The sequence below is a fragment of the Pseudoxanthomonas sp. YR558 genome (assembly GCF_900116385.1).
In the GTDB taxonomy this organism is placed as follows: domain Bacteria; phylum Pseudomonadota; class Gammaproteobacteria; order Xanthomonadales; family Xanthomonadaceae; genus Pseudoxanthomonas_A.
Genome location: NZ_FPCI01000002.1, coordinates 713890 through 729256, shown reverse-complemented (window position 1 = coordinate 729256; position 15367 = coordinate 713890). Strand labels below are relative to the sequence as shown.

At 67.6% G+C, this 15367-nt stretch carries 17 protein-coding genes; 14 read left to right on the top strand and 3 right to left on the bottom strand.

The window, feature by feature from the left end:
• Positions 1-182: 182 nt before the first annotated feature.
• The 8 genes from fusA (at position 183) to BM365_RS14970 (ending at position 6155) form a co-directional block, all read left to right on the top strand.
• On the top strand, positions 183-2228 hold the full coding sequence (gene fusA, locus BM365_RS15005; protein WP_093490309.1) for an elongation factor G: 2046 nt from the start codon (positions 183-185) through the stop codon (positions 2226-2228).
• Between the two features lie 246 nt (positions 2229-2474).
• On the top strand, positions 2475-2873 hold the full coding sequence (locus BM365_RS15000; RefSeq protein ID WP_062351169.1) for an HU family DNA-binding protein: 399 nt from the start codon (positions 2475-2477) through the stop codon (positions 2871-2873).
• Positions 2874-3010: 137 nt separating this feature from the next.
• Complete coding sequence (locus BM365_RS14995) at positions 3011-3652, top strand: tellurite resistance TerB family protein (RefSeq protein ID WP_093490308.1); 642 nt, start codon at positions 3011-3013, stop codon at positions 3650-3652.
• 3 nt (positions 3653-3655) lie between these two features.
• Positions 3656-4225, top strand: a complete 570-nt coding sequence (locus BM365_RS14990; RefSeq protein WP_093490307.1) for a M23 family metallopeptidase — start codon at positions 3656-3658, stop codon at positions 4223-4225.
• A gap of 107 nt (positions 4226-4332) precedes the next feature.
• Positions 4333-4644: a DUF3861 domain-containing protein gene (locus BM365_RS14985; protein WP_233210822.1), complete on the top strand. Its 312-nt coding sequence runs from the start codon at positions 4333-4335 to the stop codon at positions 4642-4644.
• 28 nt (positions 4645-4672) lie between these two features.
• Entirely contained in the window at positions 4673-4972 is a 300-nt protein-coding gene (locus BM365_RS14980; protein ID WP_093490305.1) for a helix-hairpin-helix domain-containing protein, read from the top strand.
• Positions 4973-5025: 53 nt separating this feature from the next.
• Positions 5026-5595, top strand: a complete 570-nt coding sequence (locus tag BM365_RS14975; RefSeq protein ID WP_158253485.1) for a DUF1439 domain-containing protein — start codon at positions 5026-5028, stop codon at positions 5593-5595.
• A 14-nt stretch (positions 5596-5609) separates the two neighbouring features.
• Positions 5610-6155 carry a DUF1439 domain-containing protein gene (locus tag BM365_RS14970; protein WP_175502099.1) on the top strand — a complete coding sequence of 182 codons (546 nt, stop codon included), beginning with the start codon at positions 5610-5612 and terminating at the stop codon, positions 6153-6155.
• Between the two features lie 21 nt (positions 6156-6176).
• Here BM365_RS14970 and BM365_RS14965 read toward each other — a convergent pair whose 3' ends face one another.
• Together BM365_RS14965 and BM365_RS14960 are read right to left on the bottom strand one after the other, a co-directional pair.
• Complete coding sequence (locus BM365_RS14965) at positions 6177-8396, bottom strand: DUF5916 domain-containing protein (RefSeq protein WP_093490818.1); 2220 nt, start codon at positions 8394-8396, stop codon at positions 6177-6179.
• Between the two features lie 113 nt (positions 8397-8509).
• Complete coding sequence (locus BM365_RS14960) at positions 8510-8983, bottom strand: SET domain-containing protein (protein ID WP_093490302.1); 474 nt, start codon at positions 8981-8983, stop codon at positions 8510-8512.
• A 123-nt stretch (positions 8984-9106) separates the two neighbouring features.
• Between BM365_RS14960 and BM365_RS14955 the strand changes: the two genes are divergently transcribed.
• Positions 9107-9673, top strand: a complete 567-nt coding sequence (locus tag BM365_RS14955) for a c-type cytochrome (protein WP_175502098.1) — start codon at positions 9107-9109, stop codon at positions 9671-9673.
• A 15-nt stretch (positions 9674-9688) separates the two neighbouring features.
• On the opposite strand, the gene BM365_RS14950 is transcribed toward BM365_RS14955, so the two are convergent.
• Entirely contained in the window at positions 9689-9892 is a 204-nt protein-coding gene (locus tag BM365_RS14950) for a hypothetical protein (RefSeq protein ID WP_093490301.1), read from the bottom strand.
• A 205-nt stretch (positions 9893-10097) separates the two neighbouring features.
• On the opposite strand from BM365_RS14950, the gene BM365_RS14945 reads away from it, so the two are divergent.
• From BM365_RS14945 to BM365_RS14925, 5 genes are all read left to right on the top strand, one after another.
• Positions 10098-10559, top strand: coding sequence for an SUF system Fe-S cluster assembly regulator (locus BM365_RS14945; protein WP_093490300.1), 462 nt, complete (start codon positions 10098-10100; stop codon positions 10557-10559).
• A gap of 15 nt (positions 10560-10574) precedes the next feature.
• Positions 10575-12014 carry a Fe-S cluster assembly protein SufB gene (sufB, locus tag BM365_RS14940; protein WP_056878144.1) on the top strand — a complete coding sequence of 480 codons (1440 nt, stop codon included), beginning with the start codon at positions 10575-10577 and terminating at the stop codon, positions 12012-12014.
• A gap of 76 nt (positions 12015-12090) precedes the next feature.
• Complete coding sequence (sufC, locus tag BM365_RS14935; protein ID WP_093490299.1) at positions 12091-12855, top strand: Fe-S cluster assembly ATPase SufC; 765 nt, start codon at positions 12091-12093, stop codon at positions 12853-12855.
• Positions 12855-14117, top strand: coding sequence for a Fe-S cluster assembly protein SufD (gene sufD, locus BM365_RS14930; RefSeq protein WP_093490298.1), 1263 nt, complete (start codon positions 12855-12857; stop codon positions 14115-14117). Before sufC ends, sufD begins: the two co-directional genes overlap by 1 nt.
• Complete coding sequence (locus BM365_RS14925) at positions 14114-15361, top strand: cysteine desulfurase (RefSeq protein WP_093490297.1); 1248 nt, start codon at positions 14114-14116, stop codon at positions 15359-15361. The genes sufD and BM365_RS14925 overlap by 4 nt, the downstream gene beginning before the upstream one ends.
• Positions 15362-15367: the final 6 nt, after the last annotated feature.

Below are 15367 nucleotides of genomic sequence, written 5' to 3'. Positions count from 1 at the left end.
GGAAGCGAAGGGTACACCGAGGGATGTTCACGCCATGTACCGCAGTGCGACTTGACCCCTCCCCCGCACGCGCGGATGCTGGCCGCCCGCCATGACCGCCCGCCGAGCGCACGCTCACGGGACGCGCTCAGCCCGGACAGCCATGACGGCCCTTCGACCCAACCTACGGGAGGAACGGCCTCATGTCGTACAGCACACAACAGATCCGCAACGTGGCCCTGGCAGGCCACCCCGGCGCCGGCAAAACAACGCTCTTCGAAGCCCTGCTGCATGCCGGCGGCGCCCTCCAGGTGGCAGGCACCATCGAACGCGGCACCACGGTCTCCGACCACGACCCGATGGAGCGAACGCGTGGCCACTCCATCGACACCGCCATCGCCAGCACCGACCACGGCGGCATGCACGTCAACCTGATCGACACGCCCGGCTATCCGGAATTCCGCGGCCCCGCCCTGTCGGCGTTCTCCGCGGTGGAAACCGCATTGATCGTCGTCGATGCCGACAGCGGCGTCGCCCACGGCACGCGGCGACTGATGGATCGCGCCTCCCAGCGCAACCTCTGCCGCGCCATCGTCATCAACAAGATCGACCACGAGGGTGCGGACTGCGCCGGTGTGCTCGCCGCGCTGCGCGAGGAGTTCGGCGCCGAAGTGCTGCCGCTCAACCTGCCTGCCGACGGCGGCAAGGCGGTCATCGATTGTTTCTGGCAATCGACCGGGACGTCCGACCTGGGCGATGTCGCCGACTGGCACCAGAAGATCATCGACCAGGTGGTGGAGATCAACGAAACGGTGATGGAGCACTATCTGGACCTAGGCGAAGGCGGCCTGTCGGGCGAAGAACTGCACGATGCCTTCGAACAGTGCCTGCGCGAAGGCCACCTGGTGCCGGTGTGCTTCGCCTCCGCGCGCACGGGCGTGGGCGTGAAGGAACTGCTGGACGTGGCCGAACGCCTGTTCCCGAATCCGGCCGAGGCCAATCCGCCGCCGTTCGTGAAACTCAATGGCGCCGGTCCGCAGGCGATCGAGGCCGTGCCCGATCCGCGCGCGCACGTCATCGCCGACGTCTTCAAGATCGTCAACGATCCGTTCGTCGGCAAGCTGGGCATCTTCCGCGTGTACCAGGGCACGCTGAAGAAGGACACGCAGTTGTTCGTCGACGACGGCAAGAAGCCGTTCAAGGTCGGCCACCTGTTCAAGCTCAAGGGCAAGGACCACGTGGAAGTCGACCAGGCCATCCCCGGCGACATCGCCGCCGTGGCCAAGGTCGAGGACCTGCATTTCGACGCCGTGCTCCACGACAGCCACGACGAGGACCACATCCACCTGGCGCCGATCGATTTCCCCAAGCCGATGTTCGGCCTGGCGATCGAAGCCGCCAGCAAGGGCCAGGAACAAAAGCTGTCGACCGCCCTGCACAAGCTGTCCGAAGAGGATCCCGCGTTCGTCGTGGAGCACCAGCCGGAATTGAACGAAACGGTGATCCGCGGGCTCTCCGACCTGCACCTGCGGGTGATGCTGGAGCGCCTGAAGGAACGGCACGGCGTGGAGGTGAAAACGCGGCCGCCACGCATCGCCTATCGCGAGACCATCGGCGCCAGGGCCGAAGGCCACCACCGGCACAAGAAGCAGACTGGCGGTGCCGGGCAGTTCGGCGAGGTGTTCCTGCGGGTGGAACCGCTGCCGCGCGGCAGCGGCTTTCAGTTCGCCGATGAGGTCAAGGGCGGCACCATCCCCGGCCAGTTCATGCCTGCCGTGGAGAAAGGCGTGCGCCAGGCGCTGGGCGCGGGCGCGCTCGCGGGCTATCCGATCCAGGACGTGCGGGTGACGGTCTACGACGGCAAGCATCATCCGGTGGACAGCAAGGAAGTCGCGTTCGTCGCGGCCGGCAAGAAGGCGTTCCTCGATGCCGTGTCCAAGGCCCGACCACAGGTGCTGGAACCAGTCGTGGACCTGGAGGTCGCCGTGCCGGAAGCGCAGGTCGGCGACATCACCGGCGGTCTGGCCGGAAAGCGCGCACGCATCAACGGCACCGATGCGGTGCGTGGCGAGATCGTGGTGAAGGCGCAGGTACCGCTGGCGGAACTGGACGGCTACGCGGCCGAGCTCAAGTCGATGACCGCGGGACAGGGACGCTACAGCCTGGACTTCAGCCACTACGAGCCGGTGCCGCCGAACGTGCAGCAGAAACTGGTGGACGCCTACAAGCCGCACCACGACGAAGAGTGAGTTGTGCAGGTGCGGCATCCGGTCGCAGACACGCGCCGGATGCCGCCCCAGGCGCACATCCGCACCCGGAATAAGGGCATTCCATGCGGTGATTTCCGCCACTTCGGGTGCCGAATCGAAAAAAAACCGAAAAAAAGCGGCTTTCGATGCCAATCGCTCTTGGCGGCGCGAATGCTTTGCCCTACATTTCGCTTGCCGATGCGATCGGCCCGATTACCCAACCACTCGACCGTAGAGACAGGACACATGGCAAAGAGCACCAAGAAGGCCGCGCCGAAAAAGGCCGCCAAGAAAGCTGCACCGAAGGCCGCCGCCAAGCCGGCCGCGCCGAAGCCGATCAAGGAAGCGCTGAGCAAGTCGGGCCTCGTCGCCCACATCGCCGAAGCGACCGCCGTCGCCGCCAAGGACGTCCGCGCCGTGCTGGCCTCGCTGGAAAGCGCCGTGCACGCCTCCGTCAACAAGAAGGGCGCTGGCGCCTTCACGCTCCCCGGCCTGCTGAAGATCACGGCCGTCAACGTGCCGGCCAAGCCGAAGCGCAAGGGCATCAACCCGTTCACCAAGGAAGAGCAGTGGTTCGCTGCCAAGCCCGCCACGGTGAAGGTCAAGGTTCGTCCGCTGAAGAAGCTGAAGGACGCCGCAGCCTGATCGCTGCGCACCTCGCGTGACCCGAACGGGACGGCCATGCCGTCCCGTTTTTTTTGGCATGCCGTAAGTCACGCTTGCGAACGACCGTCATCGCCCGCAGATACTCTGCTCGGTCCCCAACGCAAGGTGCGCCACGCATGAAGATCCAGGGTTTCCTCGACCATCTGCTCAAGTCCTCCAGCGGCCAGGGCAGCGTGCTCAATGCCGACTTCGGCAAGGGCGCGATCACCGGCGGCGCGCTCGGCCTGCTGCTCGGCAAGAACAAGACCTCGCGCAAACTGGCCACATATGGCGGGCTGGCGGCGATCGGCGTGATGGCGTACCGCGCCTACAACGACTACAAGCAGCAACAGGGCGGTTTCGCCGCCGGCGCGGGTCCGCAGACGGTGGACCGGTTGCCGCCCCCGCAAGCGGAGCTGCACAGCCAGGCGATCCTGAAGGCGCTGGTGGCGGCCGCGAAGGCGGACGGCCACATCGACACGCGCGAACGCGAGGTGATCGAAGGCGAGTTCTCGCGCATCGGCACCGACGGCGAGCTGCAGCAGTGGCTGCACGCCGAACTGGAAAAGCCGCTGGACCCGTCCGAAGTCGCACGCGCCGGCAGCACGCCGGAGATCGCCTCGGAGATGTACCTGGCCAGCCTGATGGTGGTCGACGAGCAGAACTTCATGGAACGCGCCTACCTGGACGAGTTGGCGAAGCAGCTGCGACTGGATCCGTCGCTGAAGGCGCAACTGGAGCGCCAGCTGGCGCAACCGCAGCCGCCGCCGCTGCCCTGACGGATGCGCCCCGCCGCCCACCGCCTGCGCCGCCTGGCGTGGACACTACTGTGGCTGGCGGTGCTACTCGCACTGCTCGCATGGGCATGGGGCCAACCCTTCATGGCCTCGCCGCGCATGCTGTGGGACGTCTCGCGTGCGCCGCCACCGGCAGCGCTTCCGGTACCGGTGGACGGCGTGCATGCGAAACAGATCGCCGATACTTTCGGCGCGCCGCGCGGCACCGACCGCACGCACCAGGGCGTGGACATCTTCGCCACGCGCGGCACGACCATCCGCAGCGCCACCCGCGGCGTCGTGGTCGCCGTTCGCGATGGCGGCCTCGGAGGCCGGCAGGTGTGGGTGCTGGGCCCGGGTCGCGAGCGGCACTACTACGCGCACCTCGACGACTGGGCGCCCGGCCTGTCCACCGGCCAGGTGATCCGCGTGGGCGACGTGCTGGGTTTCGTCGGCACGTCGGGCAATGCGCGCGGGACGCCGCCGCACCTGCACTACGGCATCTACGGCGCGCAGGGCGCCTACGATCCCCTGCCGCTGTTCCGGGCCGGCGCCGCGTCCACGACCGTTCGCTGAACCACGCCGGCCGGCGGAACAGTCCATCACGGCGCGCCCCCTCGTTAGGCCTGCCGGGCGCGCCTATCTTGGCCATGGTCCCCACCGCGCCCCCCGCGCACGCCCCCATGCCCAACAACACCCACCGCTACCGCATCACCGTCACGCCCATCGAGGACGATGGCCTGCAATGCAATGGCCGCTGCACGATCGAATTCGAGCACGCCTGCCACGACGACTGGATGCGCACCCTCGAGAACATCCAGCGCCAGCGCGGCTTCAGCGGCGACGAACGCGCCGCGCTGGTCGTCGGCACCAAGCTGCTGAGCGGGCTGATGCTCGACCACCGCAAGGACGCCGATGACCTGTTCGCGCCGCTGCGCCCGCACATGGGCGAGTTCATCCGGACGCTGAAAGAACGCACCCGCGACGCCGGCTGACACGCGCGCAGCGCGGTAAGCTGCGGCCATGAAAGCCCGTCATGCCGACCACGCCAGGATGCTCGAGGACATCCCCAACATCGGGCCGTCCATCGCCAGCGATCTGCGCGGCATCGGCATCGCCACACCGCAGGCGCTGGTGCAGCAAGACCCTTATGCTCTGTACGCACGCGTGAACGCAGCCACCGGCCAGCGCCATGATCCCTGCCTGTGCGATTGCTTCATCGCCGCGGTGCGCTTCATGGACGGCGGACCGCCCACGCCGTGGTGGCATTACACGGACGAACGCAAACAGCATTTCGCCCGGCACGCCGGCATCGCCGGTTAGGGTCCGGACAGGCGCGCCCGGCTATGGTGCGCCGACGTCTTCCGGAGCCCACCATGCGTACCCGACGCCATTTCCTGACCGCCACCCTCGTCGCGGGCGCCACGCTCGTGCTGGCGGGCTGCAGCACGCTCAACGCGGTCACCGGTTTGCTGGGCAACCAGATCAACTTCACCCAGCCGCAGTTGCAGCGCTACCTCAACCAGAGCTTCCCGCGCGAGTTCGACAAGCTAGGCGGCCTGGTGTCGGCCACGCTGACCAACCCGCGCCTGAGCATCCCCTCCGGCGACAACCGCCTGCGCCTGGATTTCGACATCGGCGTCAGCGCGCTGGGCGCGCGCGATGTCAGCCGCGGCCACTTCGCGCTGGCCAGCCGGCTGCGCTACAACCCGGCCACCCAGGGCCTGCATCTGGACAATCCGGAAATCCTGTCCGTCGACGTGCCCGGTGCGGGCTCGCTGATGTCCGGCGGCACCCGCCAGCTGGTCAACACGGTGCTGCAGGAATACGCGCGCAACGAGCCGGTCTACAAGATCGACAGCGACGTGCTGCGCCGCCTGCCGGCCAGCAAGCGGATCGGCAACCCCCAGATCGAGGATGGCCGCGTGGTCATCCCGCTGCAGTGAGAGGTGTCGCGATGATGAAATCGTTCCTGGCGATGCTCGCCCTGCTCGTCGCGCCGATGCTGGCGTCGGCGGCCACGCCGTCGGTGCTGCGCTTCGATGCGGGGCAACTGCAGGCCGCCGCGCGCGCCGGCTTCCCGATGGAGGAGTCGCTGCTGGAAGGCTTCGCCTCGCTGACCCTCAGCGATCCCGATGTGCGCATCCCGACGCCGGGCGAACGCGTCCGGCTGCAGATGAACTACGACATCGCGCTGGCCACCGGCGAACGCCTGGAGTACGGCAACGTCGTGGTCAGCAGCGGCCTGCGCTACGACCCGGCGACGCGCGGCCTGCATCTGGTGGATCCGCAACTGGAACACCTGGGCACCGGGGCCGGTGGACGCGGCCTGCCCGGCGGTTCGCGCGAGGTGCTGCAGGACCTGATCCGCGAATACGCCCGCACCCGTCCGCTCTACCAGCTCAGCGCCGAAGACCTCACCCAGGTGCCGGGGACCCTGACGGCCGATTCGCTGCGCATCCGCGATGGCCATGTCGAGCTGACATTGGACGCCGCCGCACGCTGACGCGCTGCGACGGTCGCGTCCTCACAGTTCGAAGCGGTAGCTCAGCTTCACGATCAGCTGTTCGTCGTTGCGCAGGCTGAAACTGTCGCGCAGTGCGTCGTCGGTGCCGTCCGTGCCGACCAGTTGTTCATAGCCGCCGCGGGCGTACACCACGTACAGGTAGGACAACGGCGCGAGTTCGTAGCGGTAGCGCACCTGGAAACCGAGGTTGCGCACCTGGAAGTCCTCGACCGTGTCGCTGGCCGCGACCGCGTGCCCGGCGGCATCGAAGCGCCACGCATCGTGCGCCCGCGCACTGATGGCAATCGCCTCCAGCTTCACGCGCAGTTCCTGGCGCGGATCGATGTTCCAGTCCAGGCCGGCGCGCAGCGTCGTCTCGCGGCCATCGAAAGCACCGACCAGGTCGCCCTGCGCGGCGCCCTGCCAGATCAGCCAGTCGGGCCGGTGCACGACATTCAAGCCCGCGTTGATGCTGAAGGCGTCGTTGATGAAGTAGGTGGCGCCGTACCAGAAGGCCGAGCCCAGCTTGCGGTTGCCGGCCAGCCCGCCGCCGAAGGCTTCCACCTCGACCTCGTGCGCCCAGTTGCCCTTGCGCGGGCGTTCGTACTCGAAATACGCATTCAAGTTCGTCGGCAGGCGCACGATGCCGTTGCCGCGCAGCAGCGTGTCGTTGAGCCCGGCGCTGTTGACGTTGATCTGGGCGTACTCGTAACTGCCGTCGCGCAGCTGGCCTTCGCGGCTCATCCGGAACTGGTCGTTGAGCTTCTCGCCATGGTTGTTGTGGCTGCTGCTCACGCGCCAGCGCCAGTCCTTGGACGAATAGCGCGATGTGTCCGGCAGGTCGGTGAACCGCTTGCGCGCTTCCCAGTGCAGGTAATTGGTGCTGTTGCGCGACAGGTAACCGAAATCGTTGAGCTGCAGGTCGTTGCCGAAATGCATGGCGATCCACTGCTGGCGCCAGCCATGGTCCATTTCGTAATCGGCCCAGACGGTGGCGCCGTAGTCCTGCACGGTGTCGCCCGCCTGCTCGATGCGGCTGCCCAGCAGGCGCGTGCGGATGTTCCAGCGCGCGGTCGGCCGCCAGTTGTGGTCCACGCCGAGCACGGTGGCCTCGCGGTCGCGGGCGTCGTCGTCCACGCGGGTCAGCATCGCGCCGAGGTTCTGCTTGTCGAAATCGCGCACCACGCGCAGCGCGTTGAAGCGCCGGCCCAGCGCGCCATCCTCGTCGGCCGAGAACAGGCCGTAGTTCACCCGGCCCAGGCTGCCGTTCAACTTCACCGCCGCGGTGATGTCGCCGGTGCTGCCGACGCGGCGCGTATACAGCTGCTGGCTGAAGTCCGACGGCGTGGTCAGCTCGAAGATGCCCTGGTTCTCCGTGAAGAACGGGCGCTTGTCGCTGATGAAGGTCTCGGTGGCGCTGAAGTTCACCACCAGGTCGTCCGCTTCCACCTGGCCGAAGTCCGGCTTGACGGTGGCCGACAGCTGGAAGCGGCCGTTTGGCTTCCAGAAGATGTCGGCGCCGCCATTGAAATCGCTGCCGCCGCCGACGTTGTCGTACAGGCCGGACACGTAGGGCGTGATGGCGAGCAACGACTGGTCGTACCGCGCGACGGTGATCGGCGCGAAATCCGACAGGAAGCGCGGACGCTCGAAGCTCGCCTGCGGCCACGCCATGCGCTCGCCGGTGGAGCCGATCACGCGGGCCAGGAACACCTTCAGCGTACGCTGGCCGTCGGTACCGTCGCGCATCGGCGCGGTGTGCCACGGGATCAGCAGTTCGACCGACCAGCCCTGCTCGTCCTCGGTCACCGCATGCCGCCACTGGCCGTCCCAGTCGTCGCTGAACTGGTTTTCGTTGGTGATGATCTCGTCGGCGATGCCGCCGGTGGAGCTCACGGTGAAGGCATAACCGGTGCGTCCGTCGCCATCGAAATCGATGAAGGCGTTGACGCGGTCGACCTGCGCGTCGAAATCGCGCTGCACCTTCTGCCGCGTGCGCGGCACGCCGGGCGGCTGGGTATTGCGGAATGCGATCGCCAGGCCGTCGGGCGTGGCCAGCACCCAGGCTTCGGTGGCGAGCGAACCGGGTTCGCCGGTCAGCGGCTGGGTCTTGCGGAAGTCGCTGACGTGCCGCGCGTCTTGCCATTCGGCAGGATCGATGCGGCCGTCGATCTCGACGGCCTGGGCCACGGTGCACGGCAGGGCCAGCGCGAGCAGGCCGGCGAATCGGGTCAGGGTCATGGCGTTCGGGTGGTGGTCCGGTGCGCGCACGTTATCGACGCGGGGCGGATGCCACACCTGCCTTCGGTCATTTCAACCTTTCGGCATCCTGCGGCATCCGTGCCTGGGAGAGATCAGCGCCCTTTCTTGGGCTGCAGCATGGTGCCCGTGCATTTCTTGCTGCCGCAGCGGCAGGCCCAGATCTTCTTCAGACGCGCGGTGTGCGGTTCGTCCAGGGTGATGCCGTAGTTGTAGGTCAGCTCTTCGCCGGCCTTGATGGCGCGGATCGCCTCGATGAAGACCTTGTCCTTCTTGCGGTTCTTGCCGTCGTGCTCCTCGATCACCGCCTCGCAGTTCGGGTCGCAGCTGTGGTTGATCCAGCGCGCCTTGTTGCCCTTGTGATTGGCGTCGATGACGTAATCGTCATTGAGGGTGAAGAGGAAGGTGTGGCCGGTTTCGACGTCGCCGGCGTCATCGGCGTCGACTTCGTCGTGCGTGCGCCGCTTGCCCTTGTATTCCACCACCCGCTCGCCCTTCTCGATCGGGGCGATGGCGAACACGCCGTTGCCGTGGATGTCGGATTGGCGGGCTTCGATCTTGCGGGGCATGCGGGGGTCCGGTGGAAGGGAGAAAGGGGGATTCTCGCCCATGCGCATGGCGTTTCCCAACTTTCGCTCGCCTGAACGCTTCGGTGGCGGCGCGTGGCCGGTCTATGCAGGACGGCGCGTTCGATGCCCGTTCCCCTTATTGCGACCACCACCATGCGCGCCAGCCCGCTCCTGCTCGCCACCGCTCTGTGCCTCACCCTGTCCGCCTGCCAGCCGGCGGCAACGCCGACGGCGGCCCAACTGCCACCCCCCGCGCCCCGCGACACCGAGCTGCTCGCCCGCGGCGAATACCTGGTGCGGACCACCGGCTGCAACGACTGCCACACACCGGGCTACGCCGAATCCGGTGGCACCACCGACAAGGCGGGCTGGCTGGTGGGTTCGCCGATGGGCTTCCACGGGCCGTGGGGCACTACCTACCCGAGCAACCTGCGGCTGCGCATGCAGCAGCTCACCGAAGCGCAATGGCTGGAATACAGTGCCAACCTGCGTACCCGCCCGATGATGCCGGACTTCGCCGTGCGCGCGATGACCGAGGAAGACCGTCGCGCGATCTACCGCTTCGTGCATTCGCTCGGTGCCGCCGGCCAGCCCGCGCCCGAGGCGCTGCCGCCGGGACAGACCCCGCCGGCGCCCTACCTCGGCCTGGTGTTGCCGACCCCGTCGGCGGACGCGCCTGCGGCCCACTGAAGGCCCGGGGCCGCCTCACCAGGGGAAGAGGCGGCCGTTGAACATCCAGACCAGGCCCAGCGCCAGGCCGAACACCGTCCAGAACAGCTGGCCCAGCCCGCGGAACAGCTTCACCGCCAGGTAGACGCCGCCGATGGCGAGCAGCACGCGCCAGAGGAAGCCCTGATCCAGTCCGTCGGCGGACGGGGCGGAACCGGAAGAGGCGTGGGAGGTGTTCATCGAAGTGTTCCTGGAAGGGACTGTCCGGAAGTGGACAGGGCCCATGTTCCCGATGTGCGGGGCGCCGCATCAGTCGCAGCCGTCAACCATCGCAGGTGACATTCGTCAGCCGGCGCGCCCTCGCCTGAACGGGGAAAACCCCGGGGTTTGAGCCGGGCGGCCTGAAAGCGTACAATTTCGGTACGTTTTCCGAGTTCCCTCCCCCATGCTCCGCGTCACCAAGCTGACCGACTACGCCACCGTGGTCCTGACCGTGCTCGCCGCCCGGCCGGGCCAGGTGCTCAGTGCCTCCGATCTGGCCGAGCATTCCGGCCTGGAAACCCCGACCGTCAGCAAGGTGCTGAAGCCGCTGGCGCAGGCCGGTCTGGTGGAAGGCCTGCGGGGCGTGCACGGCGGCTACCGCCTGAGCCGCGACGCGGCCGAGATCACCCTGGTGGAAATCGTGGAAGCCATGGAAGGTCCGCTCGCGATGACCGAATGCAGCCAGAGCGAGAGCCAGTGCGGCATCGCCCACCAGTGCGGCGCGCGCGCGAACTGGCGCCTGATCAACGACGTGGTGGCCGACGCCCTGCGCGGCTTCACCCTGGCGCAGATGGTCGCGCCTCCTCCCTCTTCTTCCGACGACGTGCGCAGGCGATCCATCGCCGTGCAGGTCGCGACCCGCTGAACCGTAGGCAGCCCGATGGCCACCGAGAACGCTGAAATCCTGGAACAGCTGGGACGTCGCTACGACGCCGGCTTCATCACCGACATCGAATCCGATTCGTTGCCGCCCGGCCTGGACGAGGACGTCGTCCGCGCCCTGTCGGCGAAGAAGAACGAGCCGGAATGGATGACCGAATGGCGCCTGGCCGCCTATCGCCACTGGCTGACGATGCAGGCCCCGCACTGGGCCAAGCTGAAGATCGGCCCGATCGATTTCCAGGCCATCAGCTACTACAGCGCGCCGAAAGCGAAGTACGCCTCGCTGGACGAGGTGCCGCAGGAACTGCTGGACACCTACGACAAGCTGGGCGTGCCGCTGCACGAGCGCGCGAAGCTGGCGGGCGTGGCGGTGGACGCGGTGTTCGATTCCGTCTCCGTCGGCACCACCTTCCGCAAGGAACTGGCCGAGAAGGGCGTGATCTTCTGCTCGATGTCCGAGGCCATCCACGAACACCCCGAACTGGTGAAGCAGTATCTGGGCAGCGTGGTGCCGGTGGGCGACAACTACTTCGCCGCGCTCAACTCCGCGGTGTTCTCCGACGGCAGCTTCGTGTTCATCCCCAAGGGCGTGCGCTGCCCGATGGAACTGAGCACCTACTTCCGCATCAACGCGGGCCACACGGGCCAGTTCGAGCGCACCCTGATCATCTGCGAAGACAAGGCCTACGTCTCCTACCTGGAAGGCTGCACCGCGCCGATGCGCGACGAGAACCAGCTGCATGCCGCCGTGGTGGAACTGGTCGCGCTGGAAGACGCCGAGATCAAGTACTCGACGGTGCAGAACTGGTACCCCGGCGACGAGGAAGGCCGTGGCGGCATCTACAACTTCGTGACCAAGCGCGCCGAATGCCGCGGCGACCGCAGCAAGGTGACGTGGACGCAGGTGGAAACCGGTTCGGCGATCACCTGGAAGTACCCCTCCTGCGTGCTGCTGGGCGACGACTCCGTGGGCGAGTTCCACTCGGTCGCACTGACCCACCACCGCCAGCAGGCCGACACCGGCACCAAGATGATCCACGTGGGCAAGCGCACCAAGTCCAAGATCGTCAGCAAGGGCATCAGCGCCGGCCGGGGCCAGAACACCTACCGCGGCCTGGTGAAGGTGGACCGCAACGCCGACGGCGCACGCAACTACACCCAATGCGACAGCCTGCTGATCGGCAAGAAGTGCGGCGCGCACACCTTTCCCTACATCGAAGTGAAGAACCCCACCGCGACGCTGGAGCACGAGGCCACCACCTCGAAGATCTCCGACGACCAGCTGTTCTACTGCCGTGCGCGCGGCATCGGCCAGGAAGACGCGGTCTCGATGATCGTCGACGGCTTCTGCAAGCAGGTCTTCCGCGAGCTGCCGATGGAGTTCGCGGTGGAAGCCAAGAAGCTGCTGGAAGTGTCGCTGGAAGGCAGCGTCGGGTAAGGCGGGCTCCGGCCCGCTATCGCAGCAAACACGTACATACACGGTGGGCCACGGCCCACCCTACGGGAAACGCACCATGTTGAAGATCGACAACCTCCACGCCAGCGTCGCCGGCAAGGACATCCTCAAGGGCCTCTCGCTGGAGGTGAAGCCGGGCGAAGTGCACGCCATCATGGGCCCCAACGGCGCCGGCAAGTCCACGCTCGGCAACATCCTGGCCGGCCGCGAGGGCTATGAGGTCACTGCCGGCAGCGTCGAGTTCGACGGCAAGCCGCTGCTGGAACTGGAACCGGAAGAGCGCGCCGCCGCCGGTGTGTTCCTGGCATTCCAGTATCCGGTCGAGATCCCGGGCGTGAACAACACCTACTTCCTGCGCGCGGCGCTCAATGCCCAGCGCAAGGCGCGCGGCGAGTCTGAACTGGATTCGATGCAGTTCCTCAAGCTGGTGCGCGAGAAGCTGGCCGTGCTGCACCTGAAGGACGAACTGCTGCACCGCGGCGTCAACGAAGGCTTCAGCGGCGGCGAGAAGAAGCGCAACGAGATCTTCCAGCTCGCCGTGCTGGAACCGAAGCTGGCGATCCTCGACGAGACCGACAGCGGCCTGGACATCGACGCGCTGAAGAACGTCGCCGATGGTGTCAACGCGCTGCGCTCGCCTGACCGCGCCTTCGTGGTCATCACCCACTACCAGCGCCTGCTCGATTACATCAATCCGGACGTAGTGCACGTGCTGGCCGGCGGCCGCATCGTCGAGACGGGCGGCCCGGAGCTGGCGCTGGAGCTCGAGCAGCACGGCTACGCCTGGATCAAGGACCGGGTCGCCCCGGAGCAGGCTGCCTGATGAGCGCGCTGCTCGATTCCCTGTCCGCCGGCTTCAGCGGCGACGCCGCGCGCCGCGCGGTGCTCGACGAGGCGCTGCGCGACGGCCTGCCCGGCCCGCGCACCGAAGCGTGGAAGTACACCTCGCTGCGCCAGCTGGAACGCCGCAGCTTCGCGGCCGTCGATGCGCTGCCGTCGCTGGACCCGATGCTGCTGGCCGACATCCCGGCGCCGCGCGCGGTGTTCGTCAACGGCCGCTACTCGGTGGCGCTGTCGCTGACCACCGATTTGCCGGACGGCGTCAGCCTGCAGCTACTGTCCGAGGCGCTCGCCGACGGCGGTGATGCGGCGCGCTTCCTGCAGCGTCGCTTCGAACGCACCGATGAAGTCTTCGCCCGGCTCAACGCCGCATTGGCGACCGAAGGCCTGCTGCTGCGCGCCGAAGCCGATGTGCGCAGCGAAAAGCCGCTCCACCTGGTCTTCATCGGCACCGACGACGGCGCCGATCGCGCCTGGCACCTGCGTAATCTGATCGAACTGCGCGCGGGTGCCTCGCTGACGGTGGTGGAGCACCACCTCGCCGCCACGCCACACGCGCACTTCATCAACGCGCTCAGCCATGTGCACCTCGCCGTCGGCGCCACGCTGTCGCACGCCCGCGTGCAGACGGACAGCGACCGCGCCACCACGCTGCTCCGCACCGATGCCGTGCTGGCGCGCGATGCCGATTACCGGCGCGTGGACCTGGAACTGGGCGGGGCATTGTCCCGCCATGAACTCAACGTGCGCCTGGAAGGCGACAACGCGCGCCTGGCGGCGAACGGCGTACTGCTGGCCGGCGGACGACGCCACGTCGACACCCGCCTGGGCATCGATCACATCGGTCGCGATACTGCCTGCGAACTGACCTGGCGCGGACTCGGCGCCGGGCGGGGTCGCGCGGTGTTCCATGGCGGCATCCTGATTCGCGAAGGAGCCGACGGCACCGACGCTGCGCTGTCGAACAAGAACCTGTTGCTGTCGGACAACGCCGAGATCGACACCCAGCCGGTGCTCGAAATCCACGCCGACGAAGTGAAGGCCGCCCACGGCGCCACCGTCGGCCAGCTCGATGCCAATGCCCTGTTCTACCTGCGATCGCGCGGCCTGACCCAGCCGGAAGCGCGACAGCTGCTGACCACCGCGTTCTGCCGCGAACCGCTGGGCGTGATCGAAGACGTGAGCGTGCGCGATGCATTGCTCGCCCGCGTGGACGCCGCGCTGGCGGCAGTGGAGGCGGGATGAACCGCGAAGTCCTGACCGACGCCGGCACCGCCATCGATTGGGCACGCGTCCGCGAGGACTTCCCCCTGCTCGCGCGGCGAGTGAACGGCAAGCCGCTCATCTACCTGGACAGCGCCAACACCGGCCAGAAGCCGGTGTCGGTGATCCGGACGACCGACGACTTCTATCGGCAGCACAACGCCAACGTCAGCCGCGCAGTGCACACCCTGGGCACGGAGGCGACAGAGGCCTACGAGGGCGCCCGCAGGACGCTGGCGCGCTTCCTCAACGTGCGTGCGGACGAACTGGTGTTGTGCAGCGGCACCACCTTCGCGATCAACCTGGTGGCCTACTCGTGGGCGCTGCCGCGCCTGAAGGCCGGCGACACGATCCTGGTGTCGCGCATGGAGCACCACGCCAACATCGTGCCCTGGCAACTGGTCGCCCAGCGCACCGGCGCGACCATCAAGGTCGCGGAGATCCACGCCGACGGCACGCTCGACCTCGATGCGCTGTACACCGCGATGACCGGCGACGTGAAGCTGCTGGCGATCACCCATACGTCGAACGTGCTGGGCACGGTCAACCCGGTGCGCGAGATCTGTCGCGAGGCGCGCAAGCGCGGGATCACGACGGTCGTCGATGGTTCCCAGGCCGTGCCGCATCGCGCGATCGACATCGCCGCCATCGGCTGCGACTTCTACGCGCTGACCGGCCACAAGATGTGCGGGCCCACCGGCACCGGCGCCCTGTGGGCGCGTAAGGAACACCTGCAGGCCATGCCGCCGTTCATCGGCGGCGGCGAGATGATCAAGGAAGTGAGCTTCGACGGCACGGTGTTCAACGACTCGCCGCACAAGTTCGAAGCCGGCACGCCCAACATCGCGGGTTTCATCGGGCTGGGCGCGGCCGTGGACTACCTGGATGCGCTGGGCATGGCGAACGTCGAAGCCCGCGAAGCCGAACTGCTCGCGCACGCCACCGAAGAGCTGGACCGGATCGAGGGCCTGCGCATCTTCGGCCGGGCACCCGACAAGGCCGCGGTGGTCTCGTTCCTGATCGAAGGGGCGCACGCGCACGACCTTGCCACGCTGCTGGACCTGGAGGGCGTCGCCGTCCGCTCCGGTCAGCATTGCGCGCATCCCTTGCTGCAGTTCTTCGGCGTCGCCGCCACCCTGCGGGCTTCGTTCGCGTTCTACAACTCGCACGAGGATGTCGAGCGCTTCATCGCGGCCCTGAAGAAAGCGCGCAGCCTGCTGGCCTGACGCTGG

Bases quoted from the DNA above. Each gene is read 5' to 3' on its own strand.
- sufD (WP_093490298.1), top strand. From the start codon at position 12,855: ATGAGCGCGCTGCTCGATTCCCTGTCCGCCGGCTTCAGCGGCGACGCC.
- BM365_RS14960 (WP_093490302.1), bottom strand. From the start codon at position 8,983: ATGCCCCGCAAGATCGAAGCCCGCCAATCCGACATCCACGGCAACGGC.
- BM365_RS14975 (WP_158253485.1), top strand. From the start codon at position 5,026: ATGCGTACCCGACGCCATTTCCTGACCGCCACCCTCGTCGCGGGCGCC.
- BM365_RS14980 (WP_093490305.1), top strand. From the start codon at position 4,673: ATGAAAGCCCGTCATGCCGACCACGCCAGGATGCTCGAGGACATCCCC.
- sufB (WP_056878144.1), top strand. From the start codon at position 10,575: ATGGCCACCGAGAACGCTGAAATCCTGGAACAGCTGGGACGTCGCTAC.
- BM365_RS14985 (WP_233210822.1), top strand. From the start codon at position 4,333: ATGCCCAACAACACCCACCGCTACCGCATCACCGTCACGCCCATCGAG.
- BM365_RS14945 (WP_093490300.1), top strand. From the start codon at position 10,098: ATGCTCCGCGTCACCAAGCTGACCGACTACGCCACCGTGGTCCTGACC.
- BM365_RS14955 (WP_175502098.1), top strand. From the start codon at position 9,107: ATGCCCGTTCCCCTTATTGCGACCACCACCATGCGCGCCAGCCCGCTC.
- BM365_RS14965 (WP_093490818.1), bottom strand. From the start codon at position 8,396: ATGACCCTGACCCGATTCGCCGGCCTGCTCGCGCTGGCCCTGCCGTGC.
- BM365_RS15000 (WP_062351169.1), top strand. From the start codon at position 2,475: ATGGCAAAGAGCACCAAGAAGGCCGCGCCGAAAAAGGCCGCCAAGAAA.
- BM365_RS14950 (WP_093490301.1), bottom strand. From the start codon at position 9,892: ATGAACACCTCCCACGCCTCTTCCGGTTCCGCCCCGTCCGCCGACGGA.
- BM365_RS14925 (WP_093490297.1), top strand. From the start codon at position 14,114: ATGAACCGCGAAGTCCTGACCGACGCCGGCACCGCCATCGATTGGGCA.
- fusA (WP_093490309.1), top strand. From the start codon at position 183: ATGTCGTACAGCACACAACAGATCCGCAACGTGGCCCTGGCAGGCCAC.
- BM365_RS14995 (WP_093490308.1), top strand. From the start codon at position 3,011: ATGAAGATCCAGGGTTTCCTCGACCATCTGCTCAAGTCCTCCAGCGGC.
- sufC (WP_093490299.1), top strand. From the start codon at position 12,091: ATGTTGAAGATCGACAACCTCCACGCCAGCGTCGCCGGCAAGGACATC.
- BM365_RS14970 (WP_175502099.1), top strand. From the start codon at position 5,610: ATGAAATCGTTCCTGGCGATGCTCGCCCTGCTCGTCGCGCCGATGCTG.
- BM365_RS14990 (WP_093490307.1), top strand. From the start codon at position 3,656: ATGCGCCCCGCCGCCCACCGCCTGCGCCGCCTGGCGTGGACACTACTG.